This window comes from Pantoea sp. X-Soil-ISGK-285 (assembly GCF_059730815.1).
The window spans coordinates 63699-84475 of the sequence record NZ_AP035939.1 but is presented as its reverse complement, the minus strand read 5'-3'; the positions used below and the strand labels follow the sequence as shown (position 1 = coordinate 84475).

The window sequence follows — 20777 nt, the reverse complement described above, 5'->3', positions numbered from 1 at the left end:
AAACTGGGGCGCTGGTCTGGTTGAACAAGAATGTCTCTCAATGAATGAAGAATCACCGCAGCCGGTTTATGTTCCCCGCTCCATCGCGGCGCGCAGTCGGATGTTTCGCGCCCTGCTCTATCGTGATAAAACGCCGCTGGCGATGCTGTTCTGTGCCGCGCTGGTCGGTACGCTGGTTGGCCTGGCGGGCGTGGCGTTTGCCCGGGCCGTTGAAACAATACAGCAGTGGCGTGCTGACACGCTTATACCATCGCAGTTTCAGGGCTGGATGCTCTACGCCGCCGCCTTTGCCATCTCGGCTCTGCTGGCGATGGTGGGATATTTTCTCGTCAGGCGCTTTGCTCCCGAAGCGGGTGGCTCCGGTATCCCTGAAATTGAAGGGGCGCTGGAAGAGCTGAGGCCTGTGCGCTGGTGGCGGGTGATTCCGGTGAAGTTCTTTGGCGGCATGGGCACGCTGGGTGCCGGTATGGTGCTGGGCCGGGAAGGCCCGACAGTGCAGCTGGGCGGGAACATTGGCCGCATGGTCATTGATATTCTGGGGATGCGCAGCAATGAGGCACGTCATACGCTGCTGGCAACCGGCGCGGCGGCCGGTCTGGCGGCGGCGTTCAATGCGCCGCTGGCGGGCATCCTGTTTATTATCGAGGAGATGCGTCCGCAATTCCGCTATAACCTGATTTCAATTAAAGCCGTGTTTACCGGTGTGATTATGGCCAGCATTGTGTTCCGCTGTTTCAACGGCGAAGAGGCGGTGATCTCCGTCGGCAAGCTGGCTGATGCGCCCGTGCAGACGCTGTGGCTCTATCTGGTGCTCGGGATGATTATCGGTATGGTCGGCGTCCTGTTTAACCGCCTGATATTTATCACGCAGGACCTTTTTGCGCGCTTTTATGCCGGTAAAACGGCACGCGTGGTGCTGGCCGGTGCATTGCTGGGCGGCGGTTGCGGTATTCTGGCTCTGATGTTTGCACCTGGCGCAGGCGGCGGTTCAGAACTGATCCCACAGGCGGTCCATGGCGTCTTCCCGTTCACCCTGCTGCTGATAATCTTTCTGGTCAGGCTGGTGACCACCCTGCTCTGTTTTGGCTCAGGTGCGCCGGGCGGTATTTTTGCGCCGATGCTGGCGCTGGGTACGCTGCTCGGCACAGCCTTTGGGGTGGCCATGTCGGACCTCTTCCCGTTTTATCATCTGGAAGCGGGCACCTTTGCTATCGCGGGGATGGGAGCACTGTTTGCGGCGTCGGTAAGGGCACCGCTGACCGGTATCGTACTGGTGCTGGAGATGACCGATAACTATCAGCTGATATTGCCGATGATTATTACCTGTCTGGGTGCTACGCTGCTGGCGCAGTTTCTGGGGGGGAAACCACTCTACTCCTCAATACTGGCCCGCACGCTGGCGCGTCAGGCAGAAGCTACCCGCCCGAAGGGGCGGGTGACCGGCTTAATTACTTACCATCAAAATAGTCAGCAGGCATCTGTCCGGGTGCCTGATTGATCACTTCATCGTTATCTGGACCTTCATTTTTCATATAGGTCACTTTCGCAAACTCTGGAATGATCACATACGGATAAGCCGGGCCTTCATCGCGGAAGCGGTGCATATCCTCAATGAAGTCATTCTGATAACAGATAGTTTTTTCCGGATGCTGACCTTCACCGGCAATCCACTGCGGGAAGAAAATTGTGCCGTGAACCAGGGTGCGATTCAGATCAAACAGCAGGCTGACGCAGGTGCCGGTGGGTTCATGCCAGTCTACTTTGTAGATGCCAGGGGCGAACTGAATCGCGTGCATTTTCTGGTTGGTCACCCAGCGGCCACCTACCAGTCCCTGATGAATGCGGTAGTCGCAGGTGGTTTCATTGCGAGCGTACCACTCATATTTCCAGCCATTATCGTAGGTATAGACAAAATGCGTACCGACGAACTGTGAAAGATCGCTGGAGATATTCTCTGGAGATTCTGCAGACATTTTAACCTCTGTTTGAATAGCGCACTTAACAGGCGCAGATGAATTTCAAAAGAAAGCTATAGCGCAATAACTCGATGAATATTGACTATGACGCAGATTGATTTTTTTGCCATCTGAAAACGGAAATGGTTCGCAATGGGTAAATTAAAAACTCCTTAAAAAACCCTTCCCGGCTCCCTGAAGGCAATAGAATCCTGAAAAGAGATACTTTCATATGAATTACTAGTGGAAACTTATAGATGCATAGTGGTGAGACGAGATATCTATCAATCATCAATCACCTTGCTGAGTAACTCTTTTGTCAGTCAATTTTAAATATACTCCTTATTTTTCAATATATTGAAAGAGTGTAACGTATACTTTCCTTTTCTTGGGTTGAATATGTTTGCATCATTACTTTGCCAGATAAGACCCTGTCAGGACAATTTGAACATGGGAAAGTTGATGTGGCGTTGCTGACGCCAATGACCACGCCGCCGACATTGCATACGCGGCAACTGTTCAATGAAGAATATTTTTGTCTGCTGAGTGAAAATCATCCTCTGGCGGGCAGTGCGACGCTGTCGCTGGATGAGTTCTGTGCGCAGGATCATGCGCTGGTTACGTGGCCCGGCGGAAATTTTCATGGGGTTACCGACCAGGCTTTGGCTGCGATTGGCCGGGCCCGCCGGGTAACGCTCTCAGTTTGCAGTTTTCTGGTGCTCCCGGAAATTTTGCGCGTCACTGATTTGGTAAGCGTGGTACCGAAACGACTGGCGGTCGACACTACGGGTCTGGTCATGTTGCCGCCACCGCTGGTCATCCCCGGCTTCAGTAAAATCATGGCCTGGCATAACCGAACCCATCATCACAAAGGGCATGAGTGGCTGTGTGAAATACGGCCGTCCGTGGCTAAAACGGTGGTGTATTAACAAGGATAGCGGACTGCGGCTCACTGTTTTGCGATTTTGTTTAAGCAACAGACAGGATAACGGGGCGTTATATCGCATTCTGTCCGACGTCGAAAAGGCAAAATCGCGCTTTACTATGTCGATAGCGGGGTAAAAGTGATGCTGGGGAGATCAGGAAAGAGAGTGTTGAACTGAGGAAACAATAGCAGGAGAATAAATCGCGCGTGAATCACTTTAAATATTATCGATAAAAGCTGCTTTGATAATGTTAATTACTCATATTTACGTTCTGAAAAGAACTGACAGACAACGTAAAATGATAAAAGCCCTGACTGAAATAGCCAGGGCTTTTAAGGTACTACAGATTTTACGTTTACCATTAACTAACTTAATTGATAGGTACTACTTCGGTACTGCTATTTATGAACAGATCCTGCGGATAATAATGATCACGATACTGAAATGTCACTATTATTATCGGTTTCAACCACCTGATAGTCTTTCAGGAGACAAAGACAGGTCAGGCCCGTATAAATCTGCACACCCCCATCGCGATATATACTCTTTGATGCGTTGCCTTACTTTCATTACGACGTTTAAACCGCAATCGTATCCTGTCGTAACGTAACGTTCAGAACTACGAGGCCTTACATCATCGCGACGCGATACTACATACTTCTTAAAGACTTACTTCGACTCCATTTAACAGGGTTATCTTAACTAACGAACAGTTTCAAAGAACAATGTTTAACAGAACCACCGACAACTTCAACTCAAACACTTGTCGGCACCTTTAACACATAACACCTTTGTTTTTCAGTCTATCAGGGCAACTGCACGCCGCTGATGAATCCTACTCTACGGATATAAAAAACGATGTCAACACTGGTTTTAAAAACATGTTTATATTTGCAGTGAATTTTTCAGGCAATCATTTAGCTCTGAAACGCCCGTAAATTTATTATCAATGTTAAGAAAAATTGAGTCCTAATCTATTCAACCTGAATAATTAAGCAGGTCACTATCTATCCTGACGCTTAACGGTAGCAATAAAAAAAGGCGCCCGCAGGCGCCCTCAAAACTCAGCATGCTGTAAAGATCTTTATTTCGCCAGGCTTGCCAGTAAAACCTTCGCGGTCTCGGCTGAGGAACCTGGGTTCTGACCGGTAATCAGCAAGCCATCCTGAACCGTATAGGACTGCCAGTCATCACCGCGTGAGTAAAGGCCGCCGTTCTGTTTTAGTACATCTTCAACCAGGAACGGCACCACGTCAGTCAGGCCAACGCCCTCTTCTTCACTGTTCGTAAAGCCAGTAACTTTCTTTCCTTTGACCAGAGGCGTGCCATCAGCATTTTTCACATCACGCAGGACACCTGGAGCATGACAGACCAGCGCAACCGGTTTGCCCGCCTGCAGGGTTTGCTCAATCAGCGAAATGGAGTGTTTGTCGTTTGCCAGATCCCATAAAGGACCATGGCCGCCTGGGTAGAAAATGGCATCAAACGCTGCCTGATCAACAGTATCAAGCTTGACGGTCGAGGCCAGTACTGCCTGAGCAGCAGAGTCGGCATGGAAGCGACGGGTCTCATCAGTCTGAGAATCGGGTTCATCACTTTTTGGATCGAGTGGAGGCTGTCCGCCCTTCGGTGAAGCCAGGGTAATCTCTGCGCCCGCATCAAGAAATGCATAGTAAGGTGCCGCAAGCTCTTCCAGCCAGAAACCGGTCTTCTTGCCAGTGGTGCCCAACTCATCATGCGAGGTCAAAACCATTAAAATTTTCATTTCCGCTCCATATAACAGTTAGTCGGTTTCAGGTGTAAGGATAGTCAGAACCAGCGTCTGAGCCGCTATCTTCTGCGTTGACCCGTTAATCATGGCGGGGTTACGAATATTTATGAAATTTATTTCTTCAATTTCAGTTATTCACATAGCATTATAGATTAATGAAATACGATCTGAATTTACTGCCAGTTTTGCTGGTCATGATGGAAGAGCGCAACGTTACTCGCGCAGCGGAACGGCTTGGTATAACCCAGCCGGCGCTTTCTAATGCATTAAACCGGCTGCGTGAAACGCTCAACGATCCGCTATTTATCCGCGAGCGTTACGGGATGCGACCGACGCCGAAAGCGGAACAGCTGGCTCAGGTGGTCGGTGCTGCGCTGTCATCGATCGACAAGGTTATTCTTGGCCAGCAGGACTTTGATCCGCTTCATGCCACCCGGCTCTTCACGCTTGCGCCAAACAGCTATGTAGAATTCATCATGATGCCTGCCATCGTGGCCCGCCTCAGGAGCTGTGCGCCCGGCATCCGACTCCGCCTCACTCCTTTTGGCAATGACGTCACTGAAACCGGTGTGATTTCAGGTAATACCGATATGGTGCTGGGCCGTATCGTGGAGCCGCCCGATAATCTCGTCGTTCAGCACCTGATGAATGAAGGTCTGGCCTGCGTGATACGCGCCGATCATCCGCTGGTGGGCGAAAACCTCAGCGCAGAGCAATATGAGCAGCTAAAGCATGTCAACGTTCTGCCGCCTGGCCGTATGCGCGCTGGGTTATATCAGGCGCTTGAACAGCGCGGCCTGCGTCGTCAGGTTGCAGTCTCCGTCACACACTTTCTGGCCGTGCCGGAAATGATTGCGGTCACGGACTACTGCGCGACCCTGCCGCGTTTGATCTGTCAGCATCTTTCAAGAGATTAGCGGCTCAGGATCGTTCCCGCGCCGGTTGACCTGGGCACCTTCCCGGTTGAAATGGGCTGGCATGCACGCTATCGCGACGATCCTGCCCATCGCTGGTTCAGGACGTTGATTATGGAGACGGCACAGTCGCTGTCTGATCCCCAGATAAACAATTAGCACGATCACCATTGCCGCACTAATAGTTAATATTGATATCATAACCTGAGTTACTATTATTCCCATCGGAGGCAAACATCCTCCCAATTCATAACTCAGGAATATGACCATGAAAAACGTAAAAGCACTTTCAATCGCCGCACTCGCAACTCTTTCTCTGATCTCTTTTGGCAGCTTTGCCGAGAGCGTTTCTGTCACCTCATCCACACTGGATGGCGCAGAATCAAAAATTGCTGCTCAGGCTCAGGAACAGGGTGCGCAGTATAAAATTACGGAAGCGAACACCAACAACCGTGTTCACATGACCGCAGAACTGTATAAGTAACGGATGGTCGCAAACGGATTTGCCAGAAGAGGCTGCCCAATGGGCAGCCTTTTTTGTGTCCGATCAGGCCAGATGGGCGGCTGGGGCGCTACCGGTGCGCCACCATAGAATCAGCGCTGCCAGCGCAATTGCGCCGAGTACCGCAAACGCGGTGCTGTAGGAATAACGTGCGGCGATCATGCCCGTCATGGCGGGACTCAGCGCTGCACCTGCGCCCTGCATCAGCATAATAACGCTTTGCCCGGCGTTAACATGCCCCGTACCCCGCAGCAGGGAGACAATATAGCCTGGCACCGCCACACCGAGAATCCCGGCCGCAATACCATCCAGAACCTGAACCGGAATGACAAAAATCGGCCCGGCAAAGCCGGCGGCGAGAACCGCGCGCAGCGGTAATATCATCAGGGCGACCATGATGAACAGGCGATAGCCGTGCGTATCAACGCGTTTAGATACCCACAGCGCGACCGGGATCATCACCAGTTGGGAAATCACCACCGTTGCCGCCGCGTAAAGGCCCGGACTGATCGCCGCCTGGCCGCCTGCCGAGGCGACGCGCATGCTCAGCATCGGCAGCAGCGCGGCATTGGCAAGATGAAACAGCAGCAGCGTCAAACCGGCGATCATCAGCGCCGGGTTTCGCAACAACATTGATAAGTGCAGCGCTGGCTGACGCTCTTCATGCGGTTCATAACCGCGCGCCACATCGTTATCGATCTCATTTCCGCGAATTGCCAGCGTTGCGAAGGCAGCGAAAACCGCCATTACCGTCATAAGAATGAAAACGGCACCCATGCCCCAGTACCAGGCTGAAAAACCGGCCAGCAATGCAGCAATCGTATTACCGCCATGATTAAACGCCTCATTGCGTCCCATCTGCTGGTTAAAGCCGCGCTGACCCGTGAGCCCTAAGGTGATCCCCGCCACAGTCGGGCCGATAAACGCCGCAGCCAGGCCGGCTACAACCTGCGAGACCATCGCCGTCCAGGTCTGATTGCTGTACCACAGCAGCAGCGTGGCAACGGTAATCACCAGACAGCCCAGCAGCACAATGATTTTTTTATGGCGGGTCGCATCGGCGGCGATCCCTGCCGGCAGCGTGGCAAGTAATCCGGCGATACCGCCACAGGTCATTACCAGACCGATTTCGTCGGGTCGCCAGTGTCGCTCCGTAAGAAAGATGCCCAGAAATGGCCCCAGGCCGTCGCGGACATCGGCCAGAAAAAAGCTCATTAAACAGAGCGCGTAGAGTGAACGCTGAGACATGTTATTTCCCTGGAAAGTAAGTGTTAAAGGCGGTTGCGCTTCGGTTAAAAGGGAAATTATGTGTTACGACGTGGAAAGTCACCTTTCGTTATAGTAACAAAATGAAAAAGGCCACCCGTAAACGCTACGGATGGCCTTGTGCTATTCACTCAATAACGAGAGCGAACTATTTATCTGTGCCAAAACCCTGCTTCAGCAGTGCTGGCAGTACATTCGGGAAGTAGATGTTTTTATAGTAACCGCTGACGCTTTCGCTCCAGCTCTCACCGTCATTACGACCAATCGTCTTCCAGTGCTGAACCATCTCATCGTTGTAGGCCGCAATCTGCTGCTCCAGACCCTGCGTCTGGTAAGTCTCATCATGGCGGAACGTCGCCAGAGGCAGACGTGGTTTCTGATGAGCCGGTTCGTCTACGTGACCGATTACCACACCCGCTACCGGGAAGGTCAGGGGCGGCAGCTCCAGCAGTGAAATCATCGCCTGCGGGTCGCGACGGATACCGCCAATTGGCACAATCCCCAGACCTTCGGCACGCGCAGCCGCCATTACCGATCCCAGCGCGATACCGATATCAGTAGAACCCGACACGATACTCTCAATGCTCTGATGGGCGATCTGCTGCTGATCGACCGCGGCCATTCCCACTGCTGATTTATGCATATCCAGCACAAAGGTGATAAACACCGGTGCTTTGGCAATCCACGGCTGACCGCCTGCAATGGCGGCGATCTGTGCGCGACGTCCTGCATCACGCGTGATCACCACAGAAACCTGCTGCGAGTTTACTGATGTCGGTGCGCGATAAGCGGTACTGATAATCCGATCCAGCACAGCTTCATCGACAGGTTGCTCAGTGAAACTGCGTTCACTTTTGTGACTTGTAAAAATATCAATCAGTTCGCTCATGGTTCCTCCCATATAAAGCGCAAGAATAGCAGCAAGTCACAGGGAAAAACTTAACCGCACTGGTCATGCTGTCGCGGCGTTTCTTAGCCTCCCCAGCGGCCTTTAAGATAGCTTACCGCCTGCTGAGTCTGCGGCTGATTCAGATAGTTCTCTCTGAACAGAATCGTGCCATCAATATTGGGGTTCGATTCATTAAGGTCGAGCTGCTTTTTCAGCTCCGGTACGCCGCCCTGCTGTGTCCAGTCAGGCTCAACTTTTGACGGCTCGCCCACTTTATAGAGAGCAAGGCCGATGTAGAGCCGGGTTTTGGTCGGTTTCACGACCTCTGCCCACCAGTTTGCCAGCACATCGTATCGGGCCGCCTGACGGGAAAAAGGCCAGTAGAGCTGAGGTGCAATGTAATCCAGCAAGCCCTGCTGCACCCAGCGGCGGGTATCGGCAAAAGCTTCATCATACGCCGCCGCTCCGCGGGTATCGGAACCGGCAGGATCATGCGACAGATTACGCCAGACGCCCGCCGGGCTGACACCAAACTCCACGTCCGGCTTCAGTTGTTTGATGGTACGTGACACCTGCTCAATCAGCTGCTGAGTATTGTGACGCCGCCAGTCCGCTTTGCTGGCAAACCCCTGACCGTAGCGGCTGAAGGTCTGATTATCGTTGAGCAGTGAACCGGCAGATTCCGCATAGAAGTAGTCATCGAACTGCACACCGTCGATGGGATAACGCGCCACCACCTCGGCCACAATACTGGTGATCCAGTCACGCGCCTCAGGGATACCCGGATCGAGTACATAGCGATCGCCTGCAGTGCGGATCCAGTCGCGATGCAGCACAAAAACGCTGGCCGGATGCAGTGACAGCGTGCGGTTGAGTTCGCTGACGGTAGACGATTTAGTGTTTACCGACACCCGGTAAGGGTTGAACCAGGCATGGACTTTGATACCGCGCTTATGCGCCTCATCAAGCATAAACTGCAGCGGATCATAGCCCGGATCTTCACCAATTTTTCCTGTCAGCATATCTGACCAGGGGAGGATTTTTGAGGGCCAGAGCGCCGTGGCATCAGGCTTAACCTGGAAAAACACCGTGTTGATGCCCAGGCTTTTCAGCTTATCCAGCTTGTCGATCAGCGATTGCTGCTGCTGGCGGATACGCTGCGCCGGATTGGTGCCATTCACCGAGGCAACCGGCGGCCAGTCAAGACGTGAAACCGTGGCTAACCAGACGCCCCGCATCGGTTCCTGCGCATGAGGTTGTGCTGGCTTGCCGGGCGTCGGTAGCGGCTGTTTCGTCACGGGCGGAAAAGGTGTGACCAGCGATTTCGGCGGCTCAGATGCGCAACTGACCAGCAACAGCGCGGCAGCCAGCGCGGCGCCTCGCTTAATAGCCGCACGGGCCGGTGCAGTAAAGGGTTTAAAGGCGATGATAGACTCCAGTATTGTCTGGTCGGGGCGCAAAGAGGAGTATTCTCGGTGACTCTGATTAAATGTCAATGCGTTAGCACAGAGGCGGCAGTAAAACCGCCCTCCTTCAAAAAAAGCACCCTTGAACCCGCTAGCGCTGCGGAGTGAATACCATTCCGGCGGACGCAAGACAGGCTTTAAGTGTGCCAAACGCATCCTGACACTGCCGCTCATTGACGCAGGCGTAACCCAGCAGCAATCCGCGCGCCTCCTGAGGGTGCATATAATATTGCGAAAGTGGCCGTACTTTGACGCCGCGCTTTAGCGCCTCCGCGGCTATCGCCACGTCATCCGCTCCTGCTGGCAGCGGGATCACCAGATGCAGCCCCGCTTCATGATTGAATGCCGGTAAAAAGGCTGGCCCCAGATAGCGCTCGATCAGCCTGCAGAGAAACTGCCGCCGCTGGCGGTAAAGCAGGCGCATCCGGCGGATATGCTCCATGTAATGGCCCAGCCGGATAAACTCCGCCAGCGCACGCTGAATCAGCAGATGTCCGCCGCGATAGAGCTCTGCCGCGGCGATGCGCAACGGCTGTGCCAGCGGTTTCGGCACCACCATGTAGCCAATGCGCAGCGCGGGATAGAGCGTTTTGCTGAACGTTCCCATGTAAATGACCGGCGCATCCGCTTCCAGCCCCTGCAGTGAGGGATGAGGCTGGCCGGAAAAACGAAATTCGCTGTCGTAGTCATCTTCCACAATCCAGCTCTGATGGCGTCGAGCCAGAGAGAGCAATGCCTGACGTCGGGCCAGGCTCAGATGCACACCCAGCGGATATTGATGAGAGGGCGTCACAAACACCATCTTTGGTGCCGGGCCGCTGTCCGGCACCAGTCCCTGCTCATCCACGGGCATCGCCCGAATCTTCAGGCCATTCATGCGCAGCAGATTGCGCGTTCCCCAGTAGCCTGGCTCCTCCATCCAGACTCGATCGCCAGGATCGCACAACACCCGCGTCACCAGATCAACCGCCTGATGAACCCCTTCGGTGATCAGGATCTGGTCAGCATCGGCCCGCACTGAGCGTGCCACCCGCAGATAATCCACCAGCGCATGGCGCAGATCGGGACAGCCACCGCCGCTGCTGTAGACCAGGCGGTGAACGTCAGGTTCGCGATTCAGACGCGCCTGAATCTGACTAAACAGCTTATGGGGGAATTCGGTCACATCGGGCGCGCCAGGGACAAACGCGCCCCACTGGTAAGGCGATGCTGTAGCATGCCCCAGCAGACTGGCGCCACGCTTCGACAGCGTTGCCGGTCGTTGCGCCTTCACCGCCTGAAGGTCGGCAATTGCATCACTCTGCAGAGAGTTTTCCGGCAGCGTCTCTGCAATCCAGGTGCCGCTGCCGGTCCGCGCGGTAACATAGCCCTGAGCCATCAGGCTTTCATAAACATGCATAACCGTGTTTCGCGACACGCCCAGTTCGCGCGCCAGATCGCGGGTTGGCGGTAAACGGCTTCCGCGCGGAAACACCTCTTCAGCGATCGCGGCCTGCATGCAGTTCAGCAGCCGCTGATGTAATGAGCCAGTTCTTAAAAACTGTAACCGCGCTAATAGATGATCTGCGTATAAGAGTCGCAATTGGCTCCACCTTTCCTCTGACAATTGGCTCTGGCAACTCACCACGCCTCAGGCATAAATAAACGTGTTTGTCGGGAATTGTAAACACGCATATTAACGAGGTGGAATAAATGAGCGAAAAAAATAACCTGTTGCAGCAGCGCAAAGCACAGGCTCTCCCCAAAGGTATCGGTACGCTGTGCGACTGGTACGTTGCCCGGGCAGAGAACGCCACCTTATGGGATCAGGAGGGTAATAGCTGGATCGACTTCGCGGGCGGCATCGCGGTACTGAACACCGGCCACCGCCATCCACGCATTGAACAGGCGATTGCCGATCAATTAACAAAGTTTACCCATACGGCTTTCCAGATCACCCCTTACGAAAGCTACATCGCACTGGCCGAGCGTATTAATCAGCGGGTTCCCATCGCCGGTGCGGCGAAAACGGCCTTTTTCACCACCGGGGCGGAAGCGGTAGAAAATGCCGTAAAAGTGGCGCGTGCCTATACCCGCCGCCACGGCATCATCACCTTTGGTAACGCATTCCATGGCCGCACCTTTATGACCATGGCGATGACCGGAAAAGTAGCGCCCTACAAGCGGGATTTCGGCCCGATGCCGCCGTCAGTCTTCCATGCACGCTATCCCAGCGCGGTTCAGGGGATCAGCATCGAGGCGGCACTGACCAGCCTTGAAGAAATTTTTACGCAGGACATTGCGCCTCATGACGTCGCCGCGATTGTGCTGGAGCCGGTGCAGGGCGAAGGTGGATTCCATGCGGCACCTGAAGAGTTTATGGTGCAGTTGCGGGAGCTGGCTGACCGTCACGGCATTCTGCTGATTGCGGATGAAGTCCAGAGTGGATTTGCCCGTACCGGCAAGCTGTTCGCCATGGAACACTACCCGGTGAAGGCCGATATCATCACCATGGCGAAAAGCCTGGCAGGCGGGATGCCGCTCTCCGCGGTCGCCGGTCGTGCAGAGGTGATGGATGCACCTGCACCAGGTGGGCTGGGCGGAACCTATGCCGGAAACCCGCTGGCTATCGCCTCGGCCCATGCGGTGCTGGATGTAATAGTAGAGGAGCAGCTCTGCCAGCGCGCCGTTGATCTCGGTGCCCGGCTTGAAGCAGAACTCCAGGAACATCAACGCAAACATCCGGACATTGCTGAAGTGCGTGCGCTGGGTTCGATGGTGGCGATGGAGTTCTATCAGGCCAGCACCGCGCAGGCGGTTCAGAAGATGGCGATGGAACAGGGCTTGCTGCTGCTGACCTGCGGAGCCAAAGGCAACGTCATCCGCTTCCTCTACCCGCTCACCATTCCGGATGTCCAGTTCAGCCAGGCGCTGACCATTCTCTCCACGGTGATCGATCACTGTGTCGCACCCGCCGGACATCCCGTCGTCCCGGCCTGATTTCGCTGATGCGTTAACGCAAGTTCATCCCCGTTCGTCCGGCCATCCAGGCTGGACGTCGACAGGAGACGTTTACATGACGATGACTCAGAGTGCGAATGCAGATTCGCTGGCTCAAAACCTGAAACCGCGCCACGTGCGTATGCTCTCAATTGCGGGCGTGATTGGCGCTGGGCTGTTTGTTGGCTCCGGCCATGCTATTTCTGAAGCGGGCCCCGCGGTGTTGATCTCTTATGCCGCCGCCGGTGCGCTGGTGGTCCTGATTATGCGGATGCTGGCCGAGATGGCCGTCGCCTCACCCGATTCAGGCTCGTTCTCAACCTACGCCGATAAAGCGTTGGGACGCTGGGCCGGATTTACCATCGGCTGGCTCTACTGGTGGTTCTGGGTGCTGGTGATCCCGCTGGAAGCCAATGCGGCGGGAACCATTCTTCATGCATGGTTCCCCGATGTCGCCATCTGGCAGTTCACGTTTGCTATCACCCTGTTGCTGACCATTACTAATCTGCTCAGCGTGAAAAATTATGGTGAGTTTGAGTTCTGGTTTGCATTAATCAAGGTCGTTGCCATCATCCTGTTCCTGGGCGTGGCAGGTGCGGCAGTGTTTGGTGTGCTGCCTGACAGCAATACCAGCGGCCTGTCGCATCTCTATGACACTCACGGATTTATGCCGAATGGTATCGGCGCGGTAGTGGCTGCCATCCTGACCACCATGTTCTCTTTTATGGGCACAGAAATTGTCACGATTGCCGCCGCAGAGTCGAAGAATCCCGGCAAGCAGATTACTCAGGCAACTAACTCCGTCATCTGGCGTATTGCGCTGTTCTATCTGCTGTCGATTTTCTTTGTAGTGGCGCTGGTGCCGTGGAATGCACCAGGGCTGGTTGAACAGGGTTCATGGCAGACAGTGTTACAGGCGATGAACATCCCGCACGCCCGGCTGATTGTCGATCTGGTGGTGCTGATGGCGGTGTGCAGTTGTCTTAACTCTGCACTTTATACCTCTTCGCGCATGCTCTACTCTCTGTCACGCCGCAAAGATGCACCGGCGGCTGCCTCACGTACCAATCGCAGCGGCACGCCGTGGATTGCTGTGCTGCTCTCTACCGCGGCTGCATTTCTGGCGGTGATCGCCAATTATCTGGCGCCCAGCGTGGTGTTTGAATTTTTACTGGCCACATCGGGAGCGATTGCACTGCTGGTCTATCTGGTGATCGCTGCGTCCCACCTGGTGCTGCGTAAAAAGCGTGAGAAAGCGGGTGAAGTCCTGAGTTACCGGATGTGGTTATTTCCTGGCCTGACGTGGGTCACTATCCTGTTTATCGTCACGGTGCTGATAATCATGTTGTTTGATGCGAAACATCAGGCTGAATTACTGGCAACCGGCGGTTTGACGCTGCTGATTATTACCACCAGCCTGGTGCTGCGTCGTAAAAAGGAGAAGCGTCAGAGCACGAAATATTTTACTCAGCGCTCTTCTGACTCTTACTGATCTTCACGCAAGCTTTTTATAAATTAAACCCACCTTTGACAGCAAAGGTGGTTTTTTTTTGCATATCAACAGATGCAACGCGTATTAACCCTCGATTATGCAAGGGATTAATAAGATGCACACATTATCTGCTGATGATGAATATGGTAAACTGAATTCCCCGATGCTGACTTAAAAATTTCAAAAAAGATACTTCACTGGCTCTTAGTGACTTAATGATAAACCCTGTATTGGTTATGGGTTTATATCTTTAGGTTCCATGTCACCGTTGCTGCTAAGGCATTGCACTGTCGTTCAGAATAAAACTTCAGGAGAAGCGTTAAAGATAGGTAACGTAAAGTATCCCTTTGCTCTTTTCAGGATTAAACCAGTGCATTTTTACTTCCAGAGGTAATTTGGTCAGCGATTCGGGATTCATCAGGTCAGCAGTAGTGGCCACAGCCTTACCACTGGCGGGATCAAAACAGTCAAACACGACAGGATTTTGTCCGACATTCATATTACATGAACCATTAGTAATGGCTCCGCTGAAGGTAATAGTGCCAGTATCTGAATCCGCAATAACCGGTCCGGCCAGGGCAATCAGCAGCGTGCTAATGCAGACAGATAAAAAAGATTTCATTGTGCGTCCTCCTGAGTATGTATCACCTGTTATCGGCTCACATTCCCAAAGATTAAGTGCTGAGTGAACGAATAAATGTAAATGTACGAACGCTTAGCCCAATGAAATCCCTTAAAAAACTTTTGTTAAGAATAATCCTAATCCAGCCAGCTAACGAGAGTGTAGACCATCGCGGGATAAATTTTCTTTCTTACATTCATTTTTTATTATGGCCTTGTAGCAGCAAATCATGGCCGCCTGTTACTTAATGACGCTTTGAAATAGTTAACACGCTATGCATAGCGCCTTCCGTTAGTGGAAAAGGTCATGATTAATGTGACGGTGGTAAACAGCAGGTAACTCTTCGCGCTTTAGATGACTTCACTACGCTGCTATCAAAGGCTTCCGTTGATCATGATTGAACAGTCAATATAAAAATATCCGAAGAGAATGTCTATTTTACTCAAGCCATTCTCCTGCTGATTAATATTGCCAAAAACATTCAACTTATTCCAGATACTGGCTGAAACGCAGCAGATAACCATCGGGGTCCTGCACCAGAAACTCCCGCTGACAGGCGGTGGTCTCGCCGATGTCATAGTGGTTGTCCCGAAGCGGCCGATAGAGCGGAACAGCATGCTGCTGCAAACGCATCAGCACAGCCTGAACATCGTCGACTTCAATCTGGAAATTAATACCTCGCCCCAGCGGCCAGCGCAGATCGGCTACGTTCCAGCCCTGCGGGTGGAACTGCTCAATCATCAATTGCACCTCTCCATAGCAGAGGTAAGCAAAATCAGGCTGCTGGCGCTGTATTCTCACACTGAAACCCAGCACCACGGTGTAAAAATGCAGCGAAGCGGCAAAGTCAGTGACGGTCAGTTCTGGCACCATAGGGTTCCAGTAATGGGTTTGATTATCACTCATAGTAAGGTTCCATTTTGATCGGTTACTCGCCCCTCTGATCACCCGTTCTGGATTCTGCTTTGCAGCTCATCCAGCATCAGCCGCAGTGCGGCAGACTGGTGCTCACGCGACAGGTAAAGCCCCCATATGCCGATACGTTGCGGCTCATAATCGGGCAGTAATTTTACCAGCTTCCCTGTATCCAGTGCGTGGCGAGCCTCCTGCTCAGGCACCATCGCTATCCCGCAATGCGCTATCGCCGCGTCACACAATAGTGAAGAGATACCCGCACTGAAATTTCCTCTGACGGCAACCGCGATTTTCTCCCCGCCAGCCGCCGTAAAATGCCAGCTCTGTCCGGCAAAGCGACTGTAGTAGAGGCAGTTATGCTGAGCCAGATCGTCCGGGGTTTCCGGGTTACCCCGCGCCTTAAGATACTCAGGTGAGGCGCAGAGGACCGAGTGGCATTCGCCGAGACGGCGTGCGATCGCCCCCGGCTCTGGCGAGTCGGTGATGCGGATAGCGAGATCGATACGCTCACCAATCAGGCTTACTGGCTGATTGTTAATTTCCAGCTCAATGCGCAGTGCCGGATAACGCGCCAGAAAATCGGGGATCACCGGGCCGACAAGATGAAGAGCCGTAAAGTGGGCGCAGGCGATGCGAAGCGTTCCGGCCGGGACGCCCTGGGTAGTTTCCTGCTGGATCGCCTCTGAGAGCAGGGCCAGCTGACGGGTTTTTTGCAGGATCGCCTCTCCGGCAGGCGTAAGGGTCAGCTGGCGTGAAGAGCGATGCAGCAGACGCGTTCCCGCCCACTTTTCCATCTCCTCCAGATAACGGCTAACCATCGGGCGGGAGATCCCCAGCGATCGTGAGGCGGCACTCAGGCTGCCCAGTTCACATATCCGGTTGAAAACGGCTGCCGCCGTGACTCTGTCCATCCACTCCACCTGTTCGGATTATGAAACTCAGCATCTCTGATTGCGGGAATTCTAACAGATAGCCAGATGCGTAGAATAGCGCCACTGATACTGAACATCGCCCGTTACGCCTGCCTGAATCGGGCATTTATCTCTGAGGATCCTAAATGAAAACTAAGCTGTTACCTGTGATGCTGGTGCTGGCCTCGGCCTCCGCCAGCGCAGCCACCCTGCAACTGCAAACCTATAATCCGCAGGAAAAGGGCATCTTTGCCGTCTCCTCAACACTGGTTACCGGGCCAACCGAAGCGATTCTGTTTGATGCCCAGTTCAGCACCCAGGACGGTGAAAAACTGGCAGAGATGATTAAAAAGAGCGGAAAAAAGTTAAAGGAAATTGTGATCACTTCTGGCGATCCCGATTTCTACTTTGGTCTGGAGCCAATTGTTAAAGCCTGGCCGGACGTGAAGGTGGTTGCCGCGCCGGCGGTGGTGAAGCATATCCAGCAGACGCATGACGCCAAGCTGAAATACTGGGGTCCACAGATGAAGCAGGGCGCGCCGGATAAGGTGTTTGTGCCTGAAGTGACCCATCAGACCCGCTTTAGCGTCGACGGCGAGGTGCTGGAGCTGCGTCATCCGGAGCAATACGCCGCTTATATCTGGATCCCGTCTGCGAGCACCATTCTGGGCGGTACCGCCCTCTCCTCTGGCATTCATGTCTGGACGGCTGACACTCAGACCGTTCAGAGCCGCGCTGAATGGCGTCATATCCTGACCGAAATGCAGACGCTGAACGCGAAGAACGTGATTCCGGGTCACTATCTCGGTGCCCGTCCGGCCGGTTCACAGGCGGTGGATTTCACCCTGAATTATCTGAAGAGTTTTGAAGCGGCGCTGGCGCAACATAAAACCTCAGCGCAGGTGATTACCGCCATGAAAGCCGCCTGGCCGAAACTGGCAGAACCGGCTTCACTGGAACTCAGCGCCAAAGTCAATACCGGCGAGATGAAGTGGTAAACCCCGCTGAGAGGCCAGCTGACTACCAGGGTTGCAACGTTTAAGCAGACCCGGCTGAACCCATTGACCTGATCTAAAGATGCCCGGGCGCTATCTTTTAGCCAGATAGCGCCTGTCATCGCGCGCCTGCAACCGCGCCTCCGCTGGTGAGGGGAAGATATAGTGAAACAGATCGCGGTAAAAACTCAGGTGCTTCAGCAATCCTTCCTGTATGGATCTACTGATGTCTTTGATCAGAAATTCCTGAGTGGTGCTGAAGTTAGTCACGCTAAAAAAGGTTTTGTCATAGACGTTGACCACACCTTCCCATTTCATCACCTGCTCTTCCGGGGAAGCCCCTTCTGAGGCGACAAATATCCCTTTATGGGATTTCACACCCTGCTTACTGACATAAGTAGTTAACGCATCATAGCCGCGCTTGTTACGCCAGCGGCAGAATTCGTAGGGCACATCGTAATGGGGCAGCACAAAGTCCGGACTATGAAAATGTTCATCACCAATTAACCCATCCAGCGTAACCGTGAAATGCAGAAAGTCCTGCAGGAAGTCGAACTGGCGGGTTTTAGTCAGTGTGACATTAATGGTGTAGTGACCTGCATGCACATACCAGTAATTGGTAAAGCCGGTGACCAGAATACAGAACGCCTGCCAGTCACTGAGTCTTCGATCCCCCGCCAGCCCCCTGAAACGACTGATCATCATCCGTGATTTGGGATGCTGATACGCTTTCAGCAGCGGATCGTTCATACCTTTCAGTAACATCAGGCACACTCCTTGATAGATTGCGCTTATCCTGCCACGCCCTGATCAGGGTGAAAAGTGTCGTTGGTCTGAATGTGACCCCTATTAAAATCTGGCCGGAGGCATGAAACGGACTATCGGATTGGGGAGAGGGGTTAGCGTTTTAAATTCGTCAGAGAGGGGAAAGCGGAGGCATCGATAATGAAACAGGATGCCAGCCTTACGGGCTGGCCTGTCAGAGCTTCGCGAGCGTCTTCAGCGTTTCTGGGTTCTGCTGCACCATGCGGATCAGTAAAACTGCCTGGGCGTTAGGTCTGGCCCTGCCCTGTTCCCTGCAACCCCACCAACACCTCACTTAAGTGTGTGACCAGCTTCCGCACTTTAACCGGGATAAAGCGGGCATCGGGGAAAACAGCATAAAGATAGCGGTCGGGAAGCCGCCAGTCCGGTAAAACCCGCACCAGTCGGCCGGATGCCAGCGCGTCTGCGCCGATAAGTGTTTGTAACCCACCGATCCCCAGCCCCGCTTCAAGGGCCTGCATCATTGCATCACTGTTGTTAGAGCGAAAAGCACTTTCCACCGGCACAGACACCCTCGTGGTCGCGGACACCAGCTGCAGCGGCGCATCGGGCGATACGCCGCTAAAACGTATGTGGGGATGGTGCTGCAGGTCACTGGGAGTTTGCGGCGTGCCGTTTCGCGCTATCCACTCAGGGGAAGCCACCAGCACGGTTTCAACCGTGGTGAGTGAACGGGCAGCCAGTGTAGCGGGCGGCGATTCGCTGAGGCGGATTGCCACATCAACGCCTTCACCAATGAGATCCGACAGGCGATCCTCCAGCGCAATATTCAGACGCAGCGCGGGATGCGCCTGCTGGAATGCAATCAGATGCGGCATAAGCCGCTGCCCAATGCCGCTCGGTAGTTGCATATAGAGTTTGCCGTGAAGAGGCTGCGACTCAGGCCGTAGTTGCTGCTCCAGCTCTTCCATCGCGCTGAGCAGCTGCCTGACCTGCTGCAGATAATGCTGACCCTGCTCCGTCAGCGCCATTTTGCGGGTGGTGCGGTGCAGCAACACAACCCCCAGCGCCTCTTCAAGCGCGGCAATCTGCTGGCTTATCGCCGACTGCTTCATGCCGTTTTGCCGGGCTGCCGCCGAAAAAGATCCCGCTTCCGCCACCCGGATGAAGGTCTGAATCGCATTCAATTTGTTCTGCATTTATTGATTTTCCTGATAAGTGACATCCGGTTCAGGGGATTTAATCAGAAATAAACGCAGGTGAGAATGCAGCTTCTCTCTTAACAGGGCAATGATCATGAAAACGACGCAGGATAAGAAGGTTGCGCTGGTGGCGGGTGCCAGCGGGATTGTCGGTCAGCAACTGAGTCAGGCGCTGGTAGCAGACCACTGGCAGGTCAAAGCACTGACGCATCGGTCAGACTATGCAGTCAGCGGCACAGAGGTGATTGCGGTTGATCTGCGCGATAGCCAGCAGTGCCAGCAACGGCTGGCATCACTCACCGACGTCACGCATATCTTTTACAGCGCCTGGCTGAACGCTTCTGACTGGGGAACGATGGTCGGGCCAAATCTTGCCATGCTGCAAAATCTGGTTCAGACCATGGAGGATGTCGCCCCACTTGAGCATGTCAGTCTGATGCAGGGATACAAAGTGTATGGCGCCCATCTCGGACGCTTTAAAACGCCGGCGCGGGAAAGCGATCCTGGTGTACCGGGTGCTGAGTTTAACGCCGCGCAGCTGAACTGGCTGACCGCACAACAGCAAGGTAAAGCCTGGCACTGGAGTGCGCTGCGGCCCGGTGTGGTCGGCAGTGACAGGCCGGGCAACAGCATGAACCTGGCGCTGAGCCTAGCGCTGTATGCTTCAATCTGTCGCGCGGCGCGGCTGCCCTTACGCTTTCCCGGTTCGCCGGAAACCTGGCACAGTATGGTCGATTTTACCGATGCCACTCTGCTGGCCGACGCGACGATCTGGGCCGCGCGTACTCCAGACGCACGCAATCAGGCCTTTAATATCAATAATGGCGATCTCTGGCGCTGGAGTGAGCTATGGCCGGTCATTGCAGCGTGGTTTGAACTGGAGATCGCGCCGCCGGTTTCGCTGTCGTTCCGGCAACTATTTCAGGATTATCGTGCGCTGTGGCGGGAAATCGCCGCTGCCGACGCGCTGCTCCAGCCCGATATTCTGGCGCTCAGTGATGGTGTCTTCGCTGATTTTGTTTTTGGCTGGGATTACGACATGTTTGGCGACGGCAGCAAGCTGCGGCGGGCGGGATTCCACGGTTATCGCGCAACGGATAAGATGTTCTGCGATCTGTTTGCCCGCTTCCGGGCGGCCCGGATCATTCCGTGATGATCCGTTGAATACCGATGCAGAGAGCAGGAAAGTCGCTCTCTGCATCGGGCC

Annotated in this window: 18 protein-coding genes and 2 pseudogenes; 8 read left to right on the top strand and 12 right to left on the bottom strand. The window is 53.9% G+C overall.

The features are described from left to right. Positions 1 to 100 precede the first annotated feature (100 nt). A complete protein-coding gene (gene clcA / locus AC6I8B_RS19665) occupies positions 101 to 1498 on the top strand; it encodes a H(+)/Cl(-) exchange transporter ClcA (RefSeq protein WP_232526473.1) in 1398 nt (465 codons plus the stop codon). Here clcA and AC6I8B_RS19660 read toward each other — a convergent pair. Continuing rightward, entirely contained in the window at positions 1449 to 1973 is a 525-nt protein-coding gene (locus AC6I8B_RS19660; RefSeq protein WP_010246964.1) for a phenolic acid decarboxylase, read from the bottom strand. The two genes, clcA and AC6I8B_RS19660, sit on opposite strands and share 50 nt — an antisense overlap. A gap of 398 nt (positions 1974 to 2371) precedes the next feature. Between AC6I8B_RS19660 and AC6I8B_RS19655 the strand changes: the two genes are divergently transcribed. Continuing rightward, entirely contained in the window at positions 2372 to 2884 is a 513-nt protein-coding gene (locus tag AC6I8B_RS19655; RefSeq protein WP_497817774.1) for a LysR substrate-binding domain-containing protein, read from the top strand. A gap of 1081 nt (positions 2885 to 3965) precedes the next feature. On the opposite strand, the gene AC6I8B_RS19650 is transcribed toward AC6I8B_RS19655, so the two are convergent. Further along, positions 3966 to 4646 carry a type 1 glutamine amidotransferase domain-containing protein gene (locus AC6I8B_RS19650; RefSeq protein WP_157353201.1) on the bottom strand — a complete coding sequence of 227 codons (681 nt, stop codon included), beginning with the start codon at positions 4644 to 4646 and terminating at the stop codon, positions 3966 to 3968. Between the two features lie 161 nt (positions 4647 to 4807). Between AC6I8B_RS19650 and AC6I8B_RS19645 the strand changes: the two are divergent. Beyond that, positions 4808 to 5725: pseudogene (locus tag AC6I8B_RS19645) on the top strand (LysR family transcriptional regulator). 109 nt (positions 5726 to 5834) lie between these two features. Next, the gene (locus AC6I8B_RS19640; protein WP_010246960.1) at positions 5835 to 6050 is read left to right on the top strand and encodes a YdgH/BhsA/McbA-like domain containing protein; all 216 of its coding nucleotides are present in this window, start codon (positions 5835 to 5837) and stop codon (positions 6048 to 6050) included. Between the two features lie 63 nt (positions 6051 to 6113). On the opposite strand, the gene AC6I8B_RS19635 is transcribed toward AC6I8B_RS19640, so the two are convergent. The 4 genes from AC6I8B_RS19635 to pdxR form a co-directional block, all read right to left on the bottom strand. After that, positions 6114 to 7316, bottom strand: coding sequence for an MFS transporter (locus tag AC6I8B_RS19635; protein WP_157353263.1), 1203 nt, complete (start codon positions 7314 to 7316; stop codon positions 6114 to 6116). Between the two features lie 166 nt (positions 7317 to 7482). Then, on the bottom strand, positions 7483 to 8223 hold the full coding sequence (locus tag AC6I8B_RS19630; RefSeq protein WP_022624518.1) for a nitroreductase family protein: 741 nt from the start codon (positions 8221 to 8223) through the stop codon (positions 7483 to 7485). Between the two features lie 83 nt (positions 8224 to 8306). Then, on the bottom strand, positions 8307 to 9683 hold the full coding sequence (locus tag AC6I8B_RS19625) for a glycoside hydrolase family 10-like protein (RefSeq protein WP_154210172.1): 1377 nt from the start codon (positions 9681 to 9683) through the stop codon (positions 8307 to 8309). A 97-nt stretch (positions 9684 to 9780) separates the two neighbouring features. Further along, a complete protein-coding gene (gene pdxR / locus AC6I8B_RS19620; protein ID WP_197275987.1) occupies positions 9781 to 11271 on the bottom strand; it encodes a MocR-like pyridoxine biosynthesis transcription factor PdxR in 1491 nt (496 codons plus the stop codon). 110 nt (positions 11272 to 11381) lie between these two features. Between pdxR and gabT the strand changes: the two genes are divergently transcribed. Next, on the top strand, positions 11382 to 12668 hold the full coding sequence (gene gabT / locus AC6I8B_RS19615; protein WP_497817773.1) for a 4-aminobutyrate--2-oxoglutarate transaminase: 1287 nt from the start codon (positions 11382 to 11384) through the stop codon (positions 12666 to 12668). A 76-nt stretch (positions 12669 to 12744) separates the two neighbouring features. Then, on the top strand, positions 12745 to 14160 hold the full coding sequence (gene gabP / locus AC6I8B_RS19610) for a GABA permease (protein ID WP_157353265.1): 1416 nt from the start codon (positions 12745 to 12747) through the stop codon (positions 14158 to 14160). A 319-nt stretch (positions 14161 to 14479) separates the two neighbouring features. On the opposite strand, the gene AC6I8B_RS19605 is transcribed toward gabP, so the two are convergent. From AC6I8B_RS19605 to AC6I8B_RS19595, 3 genes are all read right to left on the bottom strand, one after another. Next, the gene (locus AC6I8B_RS19605; protein WP_157353266.1) at positions 14480 to 14782 is read right to left on the bottom strand and encodes a YmdA family protein; all 303 of its coding nucleotides are present in this window, start codon (positions 14780 to 14782) and stop codon (positions 14480 to 14482) included. Between the two features lie 486 nt (positions 14783 to 15268). Then, on the bottom strand, positions 15269 to 15688 hold the full coding sequence (locus AC6I8B_RS19600; protein WP_157353267.1) for a bleomycin resistance protein: 420 nt from the start codon (positions 15686 to 15688) through the stop codon (positions 15269 to 15271). Between the two features lie 38 nt (positions 15689 to 15726). Then, complete coding sequence (locus AC6I8B_RS19595) at positions 15727 to 16608, bottom strand: LysR family transcriptional regulator (RefSeq protein ID WP_157353268.1); 882 nt, start codon at positions 16606 to 16608, stop codon at positions 15727 to 15729. Between the two features lie 146 nt (positions 16609 to 16754). Here AC6I8B_RS19595 and AC6I8B_RS19590 point away from each other — a divergent pair, with 146 nt between their 5' ends. Further along, complete coding sequence (locus AC6I8B_RS19590) at positions 16755 to 17606, top strand: Vmh family MBL fold metallo-hydrolase (protein WP_157353269.1); 852 nt, start codon at positions 16755 to 16757, stop codon at positions 17604 to 17606. 90 nt (positions 17607 to 17696) lie between these two features. Here AC6I8B_RS19590 and AC6I8B_RS19585 read toward each other — a convergent pair whose 3' ends face one another. The 3 genes and pseudogenes from AC6I8B_RS19585 to AC6I8B_RS19575 all read right to left on the bottom strand — a co-directional run bounded on the left by AC6I8B_RS19585 (position 17697) and on the right by AC6I8B_RS19575 (position 19567). After that, a complete protein-coding gene (locus AC6I8B_RS19585; RefSeq protein WP_045139998.1) occupies positions 17697 to 18368 on the bottom strand; it encodes a hypothetical protein in 672 nt (223 codons plus the stop codon). Positions 18369 to 18582: 214 nt separating this feature from the next. Continuing rightward, a pseudogene (locus AC6I8B_RS19580) lies at positions 18583 to 18678 on the bottom strand (helix-turn-helix domain-containing protein); the annotation flags it as partial. Beyond that, on the bottom strand, positions 18656 to 19567 hold the full coding sequence (locus AC6I8B_RS19575) for a LysR family transcriptional regulator (RefSeq protein ID WP_157353270.1): 912 nt from the start codon (positions 19565 to 19567) through the stop codon (positions 18656 to 18658). The pseudogene AC6I8B_RS19580 and the gene AC6I8B_RS19575, both read right to left, overlap by 23 nt. A 97-nt stretch (positions 19568 to 19664) precedes the next feature. Between AC6I8B_RS19575 and AC6I8B_RS19570 the strand changes: the two genes are divergently transcribed. Next, positions 19665 to 20723: an SDR family oxidoreductase gene (locus tag AC6I8B_RS19570; protein WP_033761113.1), complete on the top strand. Its 1059-nt coding sequence runs from the start codon at positions 19665 to 19667 to the stop codon at positions 20721 to 20723. Positions 20724 to 20777 lie beyond the last annotated feature (54 nt).